This is a genomic window from Dactylosporangium sp. NPDC050688, assembly GCF_040654515.1.
In the GTDB taxonomy this organism is placed as follows: domain Bacteria; phylum Actinomycetota; class Actinomycetes; order Mycobacteriales; family Micromonosporaceae; genus Dactylosporangium.
The window spans coordinates 458,548-470,768 of the sequence record NZ_JBFAIC010000001.1 but is presented as its reverse complement, the minus strand read 5'-3'; the positions used below and the strand labels follow the sequence as shown (position 1 = coordinate 470,768).

The following is a 12,221-nucleotide window of genomic DNA, read 5'->3' as shown; positions in this document are numbered from 1 at the left end:
AGGGGCACGGTTGAGCCGGAGGTCTGTGCCGCACCCGTAGCAAGGGGCACGGTGGAGCCGGGGGTCCGTGCATCGCCCGTGGCCAGGGGCACGGTTGAGCCGGAGGTCTGTGCCGCACCCGTAGCAAGGGGCACGGTGGAGCCGGGGGTCCGTGCATCGCCCGTGGCCAGGGGCACGGTGGAGCCGGAGGTGAGGCGCGACTTCGCCGTGGTCAGAAACGCCTGTGACGGGTCGATGCCGGTCACCTCGGCCGGTGCGGCGGTGGCCAGGACGGTGCCGGTGAGGGCGCCGGTGCCGCAGCCGACGTCGAGCCAGCGCCGGCCCGGCGGCACTGCCAGCCACGGCACGAACAGGGCCGCGACGGGGCGGCTCCACCGGCCGACGTACGCCTCGTAGGCATCGCCCCCGGCCCACAGGTCCCGCGTCATGCCGTCACCGTAAGACGCGACGACAAGCGCCCAGCCCCGGGGACCGCCGAGAATCACGCCGCGCCACCAAGAGCCGCCACCAAGAGCCGCCACCAAGAGCCGCCGGCAAGAACCGCCAGCAGGAGCCGCCGCCGAGAGCCGCCGCCGAGAGCCGGTGCGGGGTGCGCTGTCCCACGGCGGGACTGCGTCAACCGTGGCGGCCGGTGGATGCTGCCATAATCCTCCGATGGGTAGCCGGCCGAGCCTCGCACAGGTGGCGGCGCTGTCGGGAGTGTCGGTCAAGACGGCGTCGCGGGCGTTGAGCGGCGAGGGGTACGTCGCCGTGGAGACGAAGGCGCGGGTGCAGAGCGCCGCGGACGAGTTGGGGTACCGGCTGAACCGGACGGCCAGGGAGCTGCGCCGGGGCGGGAACACCTCGACGCTCGTCGGGCTGCTCAGCGGGGACCTGGCGAACCCGTTCTACTCGCGGCTGGCCAGCGGGCTGGAGCGGGAGCTGCGGATGCACGGGTTGCAGCTCATCACCGCCAGCACCGACGAGAACCCGGAGTGGGAGGGGCGGCTCACGGACTCGTTGCTGGAGCGCAGGGTCCGTGGGCTGATCGTCGCCTCGACGATGGCGGAGCACGGGCATCTGGCGGCGGAGCGGCGGCACGGGAGTCCGTTCGTGTTCGTGGACCGGCCGCCGGTGAACCTGACCGCGGACGCGGTGCTGCTGGACAACCGGGGCGGGGCGAAGCGGGCGGCCGAGCACCTGCTGGAGCGGGGGCACCGGCGGATCGGGATCGTCGGGGACCTGTCGCGGTTGAGCACCCACCAGGACCGGGTCGAAGGGTTCGCGGAGGCGATGGAGGCCGCCGGGGTCGCGGGTTGGCGGGAGTACCTCCTGGAGGACGCGCACGACGTCGACAAGGCCGAGCAGGCGGTGCTGGCGCTGCTGGCCCGGGACCCGGCACCGACGGCGGTGTTCACGACCAACAACCGGATCACGACCGGCGCCCTGCGGGCGCTGCGGCAGGGTGGTGGCGCCGGGCGCGGGACGGCGTTGATCGGGTTCGACGAGCTGGACCTCGGGGACGTGCTCGGGGTGAGCGTCATCGCGCATGACCCGGAGGAGATGGGCCTGCACGCGGCGCGGCTGTTGCTGTCCCGGCTCGACGGCGACGACGGGCCGGCGCGCAGAGTCGTGCTGCCGACGCGCCTGATCGAGCGGTCCACCACCACCGCGCCCTGACCACGCCACCCACCGGAAGCCGCACGAAGCCGAGCCGCACGAAGCCGAGCCGCACGAAGCCGAGCCGCACGAAGCCGAGCCGCACGAAGCCGCCCGACGGAAACCACAAGAACACCCGGCGGGAAAGCCAGAAGCACTGCCTAGCCGTCGGCCTCGGCAGCCGCGGCCTGGTACCGCGCCGCAAGGTCGCGCAGCAGGTCGCGCAGCTCCGGCGGGTCCAGCACCGTGAACCCGAACCCGATCGCCCCCAGGAAGCCGGCCAGATCCATCAGCTTGTCCGCGCCGGTCTCCAGCTCGCAGGTGGCGTCGCCGGTCGGGGTGAGCAGCCCGGCCGTCGACGCCAGCCGCGCCGTCACCTCCGCGATCGGCGCGTGCAGCCGGATCCGGGCAGGAAACCGCCAGGCCGTGGAGGCGACGCCGCGCAGCACGTGGGCGACGGCGTCGCCGCCGGGTGGCTCGCGGGGGGCGAAGCGCGGGCCGGTCGGGGTGTGCAGCACCACGAGGTCGGCGCGGAACGTCCGCCAGTCGCCCCGGTCGACGTCCCAGGCGAGCAGGTACCAGCGCCGCCCCGTGTAGACCAGGCGGTGCGGCTCGGCGCGGCGCCGCCGGTCCTTGTAGTCGAAGTTGATCCGCTCGTGGTCACGGGTCGCCGCGGCCAGGGCGGTGAGCAGCGCCGCGTCGACGGTGGGGCCGCCCCCGGCGGCGGAGACGGTCGCCGAGCGCAGCGCGTCGACGCGGCGGCGCAGCCGGGGCGGCAGGGTCTGCTCCAGCTTGATCAGTGCCCGCAGCGCCGGATCCTCCAGGCCGGTCACGGATCCGGCGGCCGCCGCGCGTAGCCCGACCGCGACCGCGACCGCCTCCTCGTCGTCCAGCAGCAGCGGCGGGGTCGCGGTGCCCGCGCCGAGGCGGTAGCCGCCGGTCCTGCCGGTGCTGGAGTCGATGTGGTACCCGAGGCTGCGCAGCCGCTCGACGTCGTTGCGCACGGTCCGGGTGGTGACGGCGAGCCGGTCGGCGAGGTCGGCGCCGGACCAGTCGCGGCGGCTCTGCAGCAGCGACAGCAACCGCAGCAGCCGCGCCGAGGTCTCCAACATCCGCTGAAGTCTGCCAGACATTGCGGAACCAACCTTTCCGCAATTGTCGTTAGCGTCGTACCCATGACCACCACGTTCCGCGGATTCGCGACCCTGAGCTTCTTCGCCGCCGACCACGACGCCGCCAAGCGGTGGTATGCGGAGCTGTTCGGCGTCGAGCCCTACTTCGAGCGGCCCGGCTACGCCGAGTTCCGCATCGGCGACCACCAGGACGAGATCGGCATCGTCGACAGCCGGTACGCGCCGCACGACACCACGACCGCACCGGCCGGCGCGTTCATGTACTGGCACGTCGACGACCTCGAAGGCACCCTGCGGCGGCTCACGTCGATGGGCGCGACGCCGCTGCAGCCGGTCACCGAGCGCGGGCACGGGTTCGTGACGGCCGCGGTGACCGACCCGTTCGGCAACGTCGTCGGCGTCATGCACAACCCGCACTACCTCGAGGTCGTCGCCGGGATCGCGGGCGCCTGATGGAGCCGGTCCTGTTCGCCGACGAGGCGGCGTTCGAGGCGTGGCTCGCCGAGCACCACGCCACCGCCGCCGAGGTGTGGATCCTCGTCGGCAAGAAGGGCAGCGGCGTGCAGAGCCTGTCGGTGCGGGAGGCGCTCGACGTGGCCCTGTGCTTCGGCTGGATCGACGGGCAGCGCAAGGGTCTGGACGAGCGGCATTTCCTGCAGCGGTACGTCCCGCGCCGCCCTCGCAGCACGTGGTCCCAGGTGAACGTGGCGAAGGTGGAGGCGCTGACCGCGGCCGGCCGGATGCGGCCCGCGGGGCTGGCCGAGGTGGCGAGGGCGCAGGCGGACGGGCGGTGGGCGGCGGCGTACCCGTCGCAGCGCACCGCGACCGTCCCGCCCGACCTCGCCGAGGCCCTGGCGGCCGACGACCGGGCGCGGGCGGCGTTCGACGCGCTGCCCGGCACCGAGCGGTACCTGCTGATCCTGCAGTTGCTGAAGCTGCGCACCGAGGCCGGCCGGGCCGCCCGCGTACGGGCGATCGTCGGGCAGCTCGGCGGGTGATCGCGCGGCACCGGCGGCGGAAGGCCGGCAGCACGGCGGGTGATCGCGCGGCACCGGCGGCGGGCGGCTGGCAGCATGGCGGGATGACGACTCTGGGTGCCGTGTTCGTGCCGCAGCTGCCGCCCGAGCGGCTGCGCGCCGTGGTCCGTGCCGCCGACGACAGCGGGCTGGAGGAGCTGTGGCTGTGGGAGGACTGCTTCCTCGAGAGCGGGGTGGCGACCGCGGCGGCGGCCCTCGCCTGGTCACAGCGGCTGCGGGTCGGGGTGGGGCTGCTGCCCGTCCCGCTGCGCAACGTGGCGCTGACCGGGATGGAGCTCGCGACGCTGTACCGGCTGTTCCCGGGGCGCGCGCTCGTCGGGGTCGGGCACGGGGTGCAGGACTGGATGGGCCAGGTCGGCGCGCGGGCCGGGTCGCCGCTGACGCTGCTGCGCGAGTACGTGACCGCCCTGCGCGGGCTGCTCGCCGGTGAGCGGCTCAGCGTCCAGGGCACGTACGTACGGCTCGACGGGGTCGCCCTCGACTGGCCGCCGGCCGGTCACGGAGCCGACGGTCAGGCCGGGGGCGACCGGGCGCTGAATCCCGGGGTGCTGGTCGGCGCGACCGGGCCGAAGACGCTGCGGCTGGCCGGCGAGGTGGCCGACGGCACGATCCTCACCGGCGGCACCGACGTCGACGGGGTTAGGGCGGCGCGCCGGCTCATCGACGAGGGGCGGCAGGCCGCCGGGCGCAGCGCCCCGCACCCGGTCGTGGTGTACCTGCACGCCGCCACCGGCGCCGGCGCCGAGGAGCGGATGGCGGCCGAGCGGGTCCGGTGGGGGTACCGCGACGGGCAGGACGTGTCCGTCGCCGGGGACGCACACGCGGTCGCCGACGCCGTCAACCGCTGGGCGGACGCGGGCGCCGACACCGTCGTCCTGCAGCCGACGCCCGACGACCCCGATCCGGAAGGGTTCATGCGGTTCGTAGCGGAGCGGGTACGCCCACTGGTCGGCTGAAGCATGCCGGTACCGTTGCCGGAGAACGACGAAACGGAGCGCCGATGTCCCCTGATCCAGCACCCGGCCCCGGCGGGAACCCGGCGGTGGCGGCGGCCGAGGCCAGCGGGATCGCGTTCCGGGTCGTCGAGCACGGACCGGTCCGCAGCCTCGCCGAGGCCGCCGCGGCGCGGGGCGTGGCGGTCCCTGACGTCGTCAAGACGATCGTGGTGCGGCTCGGCGACGGCGACTACCGGTTCGTGCTCGTGCCCGGTGACCGGGTCATCTCCTGGCCGAAGCTGCGCGCCCTGCTCGGCGTCAACCGGCTGTCGATGCCGGACGCGTCGACCGCCCGCGACGCGACGGGCTACGAGCGCGGCACGATCACCCCGTTCGGCGCGACGACGGCGTGGCCGGTGATCGCCGACGAGCGCGTCCTCGGCCGCGAGATCACGCTGGGCGGCGGCCGGCACGGCGTCGCGCTGGCCGTCGACGCCGGCGCCGCCGTCGAGACCCTGAAGGCGACGGTCGCGGACGTCTCGGATCCCGAGCCGCCGGCCGGGCGCTGATCGACGCGCACGTTTCCGGTTGGTACCCGGCGGCAACAGCCCTCGCCAATAGCAATTTGCGCAAAAAGCCGGACTTATCCGGAATTTGTGGAAACGTGGCGCTGGCCAGCCATCATTACCCGGGTCTCCGGTGCCCCGCGTTCCGGCGGTTTCCGCCGCCGGAGCACGCGATCCGGGCCGTAGTGGCGCACGACGTGCGCCCCGCGGCCGGGTCACCGGAGAGCGCAGGTGAGCCCCGGGCCTAGCGGGGAGTCGCACTGTCCACATATCCGTTACGCCGCCGTGAGGCGGCCCGCCGCGGCCTTGTCGCGGCGAAGACCTCGTACGCCGGCCGGGGGCACCGCCCGCGGATCAACCTCCGGACCCAGCTGCGCACCGGCCTCGGCACCGTGCTCTGCGCGATCCTGTGCACGGTCACCGCGAGCGGCCCGGCGCGCGGCGCCGACGGTGACGCGGGCGCCGCCGGCACCACCTTCGTCAGCATCCAGGCGCCGCCTCCAGGGGTCCGCTCGCTCGCGTACCACCAGCAGCCCGCACTCGACGCGTTCGCCGAGGTCCGCGAGATCCGCGCCGCGAGCCGGGCCGCCCTGCGGGAGCGGCTCACCGCGGCGGCGGCCACGGACCGGCCCGCCTGGCCCGAGGCGGCCACGGTGACCGGCCCCGCAGCGGGGTCGACCGCCACGGGGGCGACCACAAAGACGGCCGCAGGGAGCCGGCCTGCGGGGGCGGCCACGAGCCGCGGCCGGCCGCGGGCCCGGCCGGCGGGTAAGGCCACGCCACGCACGGTGCCCGGCCGGCAGCGCCCCTCGGCCGCCCGGGCCACCACGGCCCGCGGCACGGCACCGCACCAGGCCGCGCCCCGCCGCCCGGCGGCCCGCACCATGCCGCCGCGCCCCGCGCCGGGCACGGCATCAGGCACGGCGCTGTGGACCGGAGCGCCCGCGGTCGGCGGTGACGGGGTGGTCGGGTTCGCGCTTGCTCAGGTCGGCAAGGGGTACGGCTTCGGCTCCGCCGGCCCCGACCGGTTCGACTGCTCGGGGCTGGTGGCCGCCGCGTTCCGGCGGGCCGGGATCTCACTGCCGCACCAGACCGGGGCCCTGGCGAGGGTCGGCCGGCCGGTCGGCCGCGGCGAGCTGCGCCCCGGTGACCTGGTGTTCCCGTCGGCCGGCCACGTCGGCATCTACATCGGCGGGGGCCGGATGGTGCACGCCTCCACCGAGCGGGGCGGGGTGAAGATCTCGCCGGTCTACGCGTTCCGCTTCGCCCGGCGGGTCTAGGCGGCGGACGGGTCCACACCGGACGGTCCACACCGGACGGTGTGGACCGTCCGGCGTCAGTGCTCCAGGCGGAAGTCGGCGAAGTCGAACCCCGGCGCCACCACGCAGCTGACCAGCACCGGCTCGGCACCGGTCGGCGTCGCGGCCTGCCACACGCCGGCGGGGACCAGCACCTGGGGCCGCTGCCCCGCCGCGACGTCGCCGCCGAGCAGGGTGGTCGGCCCGTCGCCGGGGCGCTCGCCGGAGCCGCCGAGGCGCAGCGCGAGCGGGCCACCCGAGTGCCAGAACCACAGCTCGGCGGAGCGCACCACGTGCCACGCCGACTCCTCGCCCGGATGCAGCAGGAAGTAGATCGCGGTGGCCGCGTTGCGGGGGCCGTCGTAGCCGTCCGGGGAGAACGTCACCGGCGAGCGCCACGTCTCCCGGAACCAGCCGCCTTCCGGGTGCGGCGCCAGGTCGAGCAGCTCCGCCAGCCGTGGTCGCGTCGTCATCCCGCCACGGTAGCGACCGCCGCCGGGCAGCCAGCGTCCGGCCGAACGTCCGGTGCGCTCGGGGCGGCGGGCTTGCGATGCTGGGCTGGGTCAACCGTCGCCGTTGCGACGGCGGGCGCAGCGAGGTCGAGATCGAGGTCGAGGAACTGGTGGCACTGTGAAGCTGGAAGCGCTGTGAGGCTGGAGGCACCGGGCGGCGGCACCGTCGAGCTGCGCGTCGTGGACCGCACGCGCCCCCATCCGGATGCTCCCGCCGGACTGCTCGTCGTCGAGGGTGTCGTCGACGCCGGGGACGGGCGGGCGTGGACGTTCCGGGACGCGTGCCTCACCGCGGAGGAGGCGGCGACGCTCGGCGGCTGGCTGCTCAAGGCCGCCAAGGGCCGGCTGGAGCTGCCGGACCGGCTGTCGTTCGCGGCGCCGAGCCTGACGTTCACCTTGGAGGAGCACGACCACCTGCAGCCCCGGGTCACCGTCGGGTTCTCCCTGGCGGCGGCGCCGCCGTGGCTCGGCGAGGAGCGCCACCGCACCTACGACTACCCGGTAACCCTGGACCTCGACCCGGAGACCCTCGAGGCCGCCGCCGTCGACTGGGAGCGCGGACTGCGCTGACGGCACCCTCTCCGCCGCCGCGTCCGGCGGTCGTAGGATCGCCGGATGCGACGACGCGCCCTGGCAGCGGCACTGACGACGGTCGTTCTCGCGCTCGGCGGGTGCGGCGGGTCACCGGCGAAGCCACGGCCCGCTGCGGCCGCCGGCAGCGCTTCGCCGCAGTCCGCGGCGCCGTCGGTACCGGCGACGCCCGGCACCACGCCGCCGTCCAGTTCGGCGCCGGCCGCGCCCGCGCAGGTCAACGGCAACCCGAACGGGCGGGCGAGCGTCCCGGCGGAGGCGCGGGCCGTCGACACGTCCAAGCCGTCCCGGGTCGTCGGCACCGGCACACCGGGCAGCTGCACGTCGGAGGCCGTCGTGTCGGCGGTCGGCGCGGGCGGGATCATCACGTTCAACTGCGGGCCCGACCCGGTGACGATCGCCATGAAGGCCACCGCGAAGGTCAGGAACGTGCAGGGCGCCAAGATCGTGCTCGACGGCGGCGGCAAGGTGACGCTCAGCGGCGAGGGCAGGCGGCGCATCCTGTACATGAACACGTGCGACAAGAACCAGGGCTGGACCACGTCGCACTGCCAGGACCAGGACCACCCGTCGCTGACGGTGCAGAACCTGACGTTCGCCGACGGCAACTCGACCGGCGACACCACGGAGGGTGGCGGCGGCGGCGCGATCTTCGTGCGCGGCGGCCGGTTCAAGGTCGTCAACTCGCGGTTCGTGCGCAACCGCTGCGACCAGACCGGGCCCGACCTCGGCGGCGCCGCGATCCGGGTGCTGAGCCAGTACCACAACCAGCCGGTGTACGTCGTGGGCAGCACCTTCGGCGGTGCCTCCGGCCAGGGCGGGGTGTGCGCCAACGGCGGCGCGCTGAGCAGCATCGGGGTGTCGTGGGTGGTGCTCAACAGCGTGCTGTCGTACAACTCGGCGGTCGGCAAGGGCGCCAACCCGGCCCGCGGCGGCACCCCGGGGGGCGGCAGCGGCGGCGCGATCTACTGCGACGGCAACCTGTTCACCGTGCGGCTCGCCGGCACGCTCGTGGAGCAGAACAAGGCGAACGAGGGCGGCGGGGCGGTGTTCTTCGTCAGCAACGACCGCACCGGGACGATGTCGATCGAGAGCTCGACGCTGCGGAAGAACCCGAGCGCCGGGTTCGAGACGCCCGGCTTCCCCGGCATCTACTTCCTCGGCGCCCGGCCCCCGTCGGTGTCGTCGTCCTCGCTGACCCGCTGACCCGCTGAGCCGCTGAGCCGCTGACCTGCTGATCCGGTGGACGGCCCTCGCTACGACCGCAGGCAGGCGCAGAACGGGTGGCCCGCCGGGTCGAGCAGCACCAGGTACCGCTCGGGCGCGGGCTGGAAGTCCGGGCGGGTCGCGCCGAGCTTGAGCGCGCGTTCCTCGGCGTCGGCCAGGTCGTCGACGTAGAAGTCGAGGTGGAACTGCTTCGGCACCGGCCCCTCGGGCCAGGTCGGCGGCGTGTGACCGGGGATCTGCCCGAAGCCGATGGACGTGGTGCCGTCGCTGATCATCGCGTACTCGGCCTGGGTGTGGGTCACCTCCCAGCCGAGGACCTCGCTGTAGAAGGTGGCGAGCACGGGCGGCTCGGCGCAGTCGATGTTGACCATGATGAGCGTGGCGAATCCAGACATGCCCTCATCCTGCCGCCGGTTCCTGCCACCTCATGTCAGGATTCCCGGACGGGTTCCCGGCGGCCGTCAGGAGGCCGTCGGGGCCGACCAGTTGCGGCGCAGGGCGACCATCCGCAGGACGAAGACGAGCACCGCGGCCAGGCCGATGCTCACCGGGCGCTGGACGTGCAGCGCGTCCAGCGCCGCGACCGAGGCGCAGCCGAGCAGGCCGGCCACGGCGTAGATCTCGCGCCGCAGCACCGTGGGGATCTCCCCGGTGAGCAGGTCGCGGATCAGCCCGCCGCCGATCCCGGTGATCATGCCGATGATGCAGGCGCCGAGGGGCGGGATGCCGGCGTCGAGCGCCTTCAGCGTGCCGGTCACCGTGAACAGGCCGAGGCCCGCGGCGTCCAGCACGAGGACCGTCCAGTGCAGCCGGCTCACCGTCGGGTGCAGCCAGAACGCCGCCGCGGAGGTGACCGCCGCGACGGCCGCGTACCGCCAGTCGACGAACGCGAACGGCTGCACGTTGACGAACACGTCCCGCAGGATGCCGCCGCCGAGCGCCGCCATGAACCCGACGAACACGACCCCGAACAGGTCCAGCTTCTTCGCCACGCCGGCGGTCGCCCCGGAAGCCGCGAACACGGCGATGCCGGCGAGGTCGACGACGAGCAGCAGGTTGAGCTCGGACACGGTTGGGCTCCACCAGAACGGAGTGCGGCAGGACGAAACGGGCGCGGCGCCGCTCGGCACCGCGCCCGTTCTGTATACGGCACGCGCGATCAGATGTTGTTGATGATCGCCATGTTCGTCTCGTGCTGCATCGCCATCATGTCGGAGACGGCGGCGGCGTCGTAGTAGCCGCCCGTGCTGCCGGTGCTCGCGGTGTCGGCGGCCTGGGTCTCGGACTGCACGACGTCGCCGTCGAGGTTGCCGCCCGAGCCGTCGTAGTCGGCGGCCTCGGCGTCGTACTGCGCGACGTCACCGTCGAGGTTGCCGCCCGAGCCGTCGTAGTCGGCGGTGTCGGCGGTGTCGGCGGTCAGGTCGGTGTACTCGCCGGTGAGGGCGTTGTACGACACCTCGTAGACGCCGTCGCCGTTCTCGTCGAGGGCGGCGAAGTCCGCCTCGCCGTCGCCGTTGATGTCGCCGACGATGACGTTCGCGCCGTCGTCGGTCGTGTAGATGACGGCCTGGTCCTCGACGCCGTCGCCGTCGAGGTCGGTGCTGAAGGGGGTGAAGTCGTCGCTCATATCGGTGGCTCCCAGGTATGCGGTTCAAGTGGATCAGGAAACGAGGAGAACCGTACGAGCGGGCCGGGCCCGTTGACTCCCCGATTGCTGCCAACCGGACAGCGACGAAGATCACCAGGCGGGTTTGCGTCAGCGGGGGTACGGGGTATCCAACCGTCGATTCGAAGAAGACGAGTTCGTTCGATAGATGGAGGCAGTCCCGTGGGCAGAGGATCCGGTATCGGCGGGGTCATCCTCGTCATCTGGCTGATCATCGGCGTCATCGCGGCCGGTCAGCGCGGCTACTTCGACAGCGAGGACACCAACTGCGCGAAGACCGGCACGATCCTCGTGACGATCGTCGCCGGCCCGCTGAACTACCTCGGCGTCAACCCCAAGATCAACTGCGACCTGCCGGAGCCCTCGAAGTAGGACGCACGGCCGTTGCCCGGAGCCGGTGCCACCGTCATGGCGCCGGCTCCGGCCGTCTCCGGCGGCGGCAGCCGGGTCGGAGCGGGTTCACGGCGTACTCCCGGTTCGCTTCCAGCGTGCCGCGTCAGCTTCGGCGCATGGACGAACACAAGGCGCGACGGGTGGTCGACGCCCTGCGGGAGCGGGGCGTCCCCGCCCACCTGGAGCCGGCGAAGGCCGGGCTGTCGGCGTTCGGGGTGCGCATCGCGCTGCCCGGCGGGCGCGACGCCATCTGGGACACCGACGGCACCGCCGGCCTGGAGGCGCAGGTGATGCGCGACGGCGTCCTCGTTCGGATACGTGCCGATGATCGAGGGCTCGGACACCTTCACCGAGCCGCAGGTCGTCGACGCGATCGCCCGCACCGACTACGACCGGCCGATCGCCAGGCAGCGCGCGGTCGCGCCGCCGGCCGGCCCGGCGCTGCCCTACGAGAGCGGGTTCTTCCGGCGCTTCCGCTCGGGCTTCCGCACCGGCTGACCATCCCGCCCCGCCGCTTTGATCCTGCCTGGTTGATCGAAGTCGCGCCGTGGTCGTCCAGACGACCGGGACACGACTTGGATCACCACGGCGGCCCGGCCGCCGCGACGGCAACCACCGGCTGCCGCGCGCAGCGCGGGCAGTGCGAGCGGCAACGTCAGAATCCGGCGGCGGGGCGGCGCAGGCGGTACAGGACGTGCTCGACCAGCGGGTGGTCCGGCTCGACGTTGGGGTGGCGGAAGTCGTCGGCCGGGTCGCGGGTCATGCCGATGCGCCGCATCACCGCTTGGGAGGGCTCGTTGGTCCGCGTGGTCATGGACACGATCTCGTCCATCCCGGCGCCGGCCTCACCGGCGGGTCGGAACGCGAAGTCCCGCACCGCCGTCGCCGCCTCCGTGGCGTAGCCGTGGCCCCAGGCGTGCCGGGCCAACCGCCAGCCGATCTCCAGCGCGGGCGTGAAGTGCGCCGGGAACCGCTGCCAGACCAGCCCGACGAACCCGATGAACCCGGTGCCGCCCGGCGCGACGACGTCGACCGCCCACAGCCCGTAGCCGTGCTCGTCGAACGCCGCCTCGATCCGGTCGACCAGCATGTCGCTCTCGGCGCGGCTCAGCGGGCGCGGGAAGAAGCGCATGACCTCGGGGTCCGCGTTGAGCGCCGCGAACGGCGCCCGGTCCTCGTCCCGCCACCGTCGCAGTACCAGCCGGTCAGTTCGCAGCATCCTGCC

The 12,221-nt window shown here is 73.9% G+C and carries 17 protein-coding genes; 10 read left to right on the top strand and 7 right to left on the bottom strand.

Annotated features, from left to right (window positions below; all coding sequences use genetic code 11):
- On the bottom strand, positions 1 to 428 hold a 428-nt coding region (locus AB0H83_RS02275; protein WP_360085449.1), incomplete at its 3' end, for a class I SAM-dependent methyltransferase.
- Between the two features lie 226 nt (positions 429 to 654).
- Between AB0H83_RS02275 and AB0H83_RS02270 the strand changes: the two genes are divergently transcribed.
- A complete protein-coding gene (locus AB0H83_RS02270) occupies positions 655 to 1,659 on the top strand; it encodes a LacI family DNA-binding transcriptional regulator (protein ID WP_360085446.1) in 1,005 nt (334 codons plus the stop codon).
- Positions 1,660 to 1,799: 140 nt separating this feature from the next.
- Here the strand turns inward: AB0H83_RS02270 and AB0H83_RS02265 are convergent, their stop codons facing one another.
- Complete coding sequence (locus tag AB0H83_RS02265; protein WP_360085444.1) at positions 1,800 to 2,750, bottom strand: WYL domain-containing protein; 951 nt, start codon at positions 2,748 to 2,750, stop codon at positions 1,800 to 1,802.
- Between the two features lie 63 nt (positions 2,751 to 2,813).
- Between AB0H83_RS02265 and AB0H83_RS02260 the strand changes: the two genes are divergently transcribed.
- From AB0H83_RS02260 to AB0H83_RS02240, 5 genes are all read left to right on the top strand, one after another.
- Positions 2,814 to 3,224 (top strand): VOC family protein, encoded by a 411-nt coding sequence (locus AB0H83_RS02260; protein ID WP_360085441.1) that lies wholly within the window; start codon positions 2,814 to 2,816, stop codon positions 3,222 to 3,224.
- A complete protein-coding gene (locus AB0H83_RS02255; RefSeq protein ID WP_360085438.1) occupies positions 3,224 to 3,769 on the top strand; it encodes a YdeI/OmpD-associated family protein in 546 nt (181 codons plus the stop codon). The genes AB0H83_RS02260 and AB0H83_RS02255 overlap by 1 nt, the downstream gene beginning before the upstream one ends.
- 83 nt (positions 3,770 to 3,852) lie before the next feature.
- Positions 3,853 to 4,764: an LLM class flavin-dependent oxidoreductase gene (locus tag AB0H83_RS02250; protein ID WP_360085435.1), complete on the top strand. Its 912-nt coding sequence runs from the start codon at positions 3,853 to 3,855 to the stop codon at positions 4,762 to 4,764.
- A 44-nt stretch (positions 4,765 to 4,808) separates the two neighbouring features.
- Positions 4,809 to 5,312 (top strand): YbaK/EbsC family protein, encoded by a 504-nt coding sequence (locus tag AB0H83_RS02245; protein ID WP_360085432.1) that lies wholly within the window; start codon positions 4,809 to 4,811, stop codon positions 5,310 to 5,312.
- Positions 5,313 to 5,701: 389 nt separating this feature from the next.
- The gene (locus tag AB0H83_RS02240; protein ID WP_360085429.1) at positions 5,702 to 6,589 is read left to right on the top strand and encodes an NlpC/P60 family protein; all 888 of its coding nucleotides are present in this window, start codon (positions 5,702 to 5,704) and stop codon (positions 6,587 to 6,589) included.
- 56 nt (positions 6,590 to 6,645) lie between these two features.
- On the opposite strand, the gene AB0H83_RS02235 is transcribed toward AB0H83_RS02240, so the two are convergent.
- Positions 6,646 to 7,080, bottom strand: a complete 435-nt coding sequence (locus AB0H83_RS02235; RefSeq protein WP_360085426.1) for a cupin domain-containing protein — start codon at positions 7,078 to 7,080, stop codon at positions 6,646 to 6,648.
- A gap of 174 nt (positions 7,081 to 7,254) precedes the next feature.
- On the opposite strand from AB0H83_RS02235, the gene AB0H83_RS02230 reads away from it, so the two are divergent.
- Both AB0H83_RS02230 and AB0H83_RS02225 read left to right on the top strand, forming a co-directional pair.
- Positions 7,255 to 7,689, top strand: a complete 435-nt coding sequence (locus AB0H83_RS02230) for a hypothetical protein (RefSeq protein ID WP_360085423.1) — start codon at positions 7,255 to 7,257, stop codon at positions 7,687 to 7,689.
- A 45-nt stretch (positions 7,690 to 7,734) separates the two neighbouring features.
- Positions 7,735 to 8,916, top strand: a complete 1,182-nt coding sequence (locus tag AB0H83_RS02225; protein ID WP_360085420.1) for a hypothetical protein — start codon at positions 7,735 to 7,737, stop codon at positions 8,914 to 8,916.
- A gap of 50 nt (positions 8,917 to 8,966) precedes the next feature.
- Here AB0H83_RS02225 and AB0H83_RS02220 read toward each other — a convergent pair whose 3' ends face one another.
- The 3 genes from AB0H83_RS02220 to AB0H83_RS02210 all read right to left on the bottom strand — a co-directional run bounded on the left by AB0H83_RS02220 (position 8,967) and on the right by AB0H83_RS02210 (position 10,564).
- Positions 8,967 to 9,332 (bottom strand): VOC family protein, encoded by a 366-nt coding sequence (locus AB0H83_RS02220; RefSeq protein WP_360085417.1) that lies wholly within the window; start codon positions 9,330 to 9,332, stop codon positions 8,967 to 8,969.
- 66 nt (positions 9,333 to 9,398) lie between these two features.
- Complete coding sequence (locus tag AB0H83_RS02215; protein ID WP_360085414.1) at positions 9,399 to 10,007, bottom strand: trimeric intracellular cation channel family protein; 609 nt, start codon at positions 10,005 to 10,007, stop codon at positions 9,399 to 9,401.
- Positions 10,008 to 10,096: 89 nt separating this feature from the next.
- A complete protein-coding gene (locus tag AB0H83_RS02210) occupies positions 10,097 to 10,564 on the bottom strand; it encodes a hypothetical protein (protein ID WP_360085411.1) in 468 nt (155 codons plus the stop codon).
- Between the two features lie 201 nt (positions 10,565 to 10,765).
- Between AB0H83_RS02210 and AB0H83_RS02205 the strand changes: the two genes are divergently transcribed.
- Together AB0H83_RS02205 and AB0H83_RS02200 are read left to right on the top strand one after the other, a co-directional pair.
- Positions 10,766 to 10,975: a hypothetical protein gene (locus AB0H83_RS02205; RefSeq protein WP_327005529.1), complete on the top strand. Its 210-nt coding sequence runs from the start codon at positions 10,766 to 10,768 to the stop codon at positions 10,973 to 10,975.
- A 345-nt stretch (positions 10,976 to 11,320) separates the two neighbouring features.
- The gene (locus tag AB0H83_RS02200; protein WP_360085408.1) at positions 11,321 to 11,494 is read left to right on the top strand and encodes a hypothetical protein; all 174 of its coding nucleotides are present in this window, start codon (positions 11,321 to 11,323) and stop codon (positions 11,492 to 11,494) included.
- A gap of 157 nt (positions 11,495 to 11,651) precedes the next feature.
- Here AB0H83_RS02200 and AB0H83_RS02195 read toward each other — a convergent pair whose 3' ends face one another.
- Entirely contained in the window at positions 11,652 to 12,215 is a 564-nt protein-coding gene (locus tag AB0H83_RS02195; protein ID WP_360085405.1) for a GNAT family N-acetyltransferase, read from the bottom strand.
- Positions 12,216 to 12,221 lie beyond the last annotated feature (6 nt).

Coding starts and splice junctions, on each gene's coding strand:
- AB0H83_RS02270 (WP_360085446.1), top strand. CDS start 655: ATGGGTAGCCGGCCGAGCCTCGCACAGGTGGCGGCGCTGTCGGGAGTG.
- AB0H83_RS02265 (WP_360085444.1), bottom strand. CDS start 2,750: ATGTTGGAGACCTCGGCGCGGCTGCTGCGGTTGCTGTCGCTGCTGCAG.
- AB0H83_RS02260 (WP_360085441.1), top strand. CDS start 2,814: ATGACCACCACGTTCCGCGGATTCGCGACCCTGAGCTTCTTCGCCGCC.
- AB0H83_RS02255 (WP_360085438.1), top strand. CDS start 3,224: ATGGAGCCGGTCCTGTTCGCCGACGAGGCGGCGTTCGAGGCGTGGCTC.
- AB0H83_RS02250 (WP_360085435.1), top strand. CDS start 3,853: ATGACGACTCTGGGTGCCGTGTTCGTGCCGCAGCTGCCGCCCGAGCGG.
- AB0H83_RS02245 (WP_360085432.1), top strand. CDS start 4,809: ATGTCCCCTGATCCAGCACCCGGCCCCGGCGGGAACCCGGCGGTGGCG.
- AB0H83_RS02235 (WP_360085426.1), bottom strand. CDS start 7,080: ATGACGACGCGACCACGGCTGGCGGAGCTGCTCGACCTGGCGCCGCAC.
- AB0H83_RS02225 (WP_360085420.1), top strand. CDS start 7,735: ATGCGACGACGCGCCCTGGCAGCGGCACTGACGACGGTCGTTCTCGCG.
- AB0H83_RS02220 (WP_360085417.1), bottom strand. CDS start 9,332: ATGTCTGGATTCGCCACGCTCATCATGGTCAACATCGACTGCGCCGAG.
- AB0H83_RS02210 (WP_360085411.1), bottom strand. CDS start 10,564: ATGAGCGACGACTTCACCCCCTTCAGCACCGACCTCGACGGCGACGGC.
- AB0H83_RS02200 (WP_360085408.1), top strand. CDS start 11,321: ATGATCGAGGGCTCGGACACCTTCACCGAGCCGCAGGTCGTCGACGCG.
- AB0H83_RS02195 (WP_360085405.1), bottom strand. CDS start 12,215: ATGCTGCGAACTGACCGGCTGGTACTGCGACGGTGGCGGGACGAGGAC.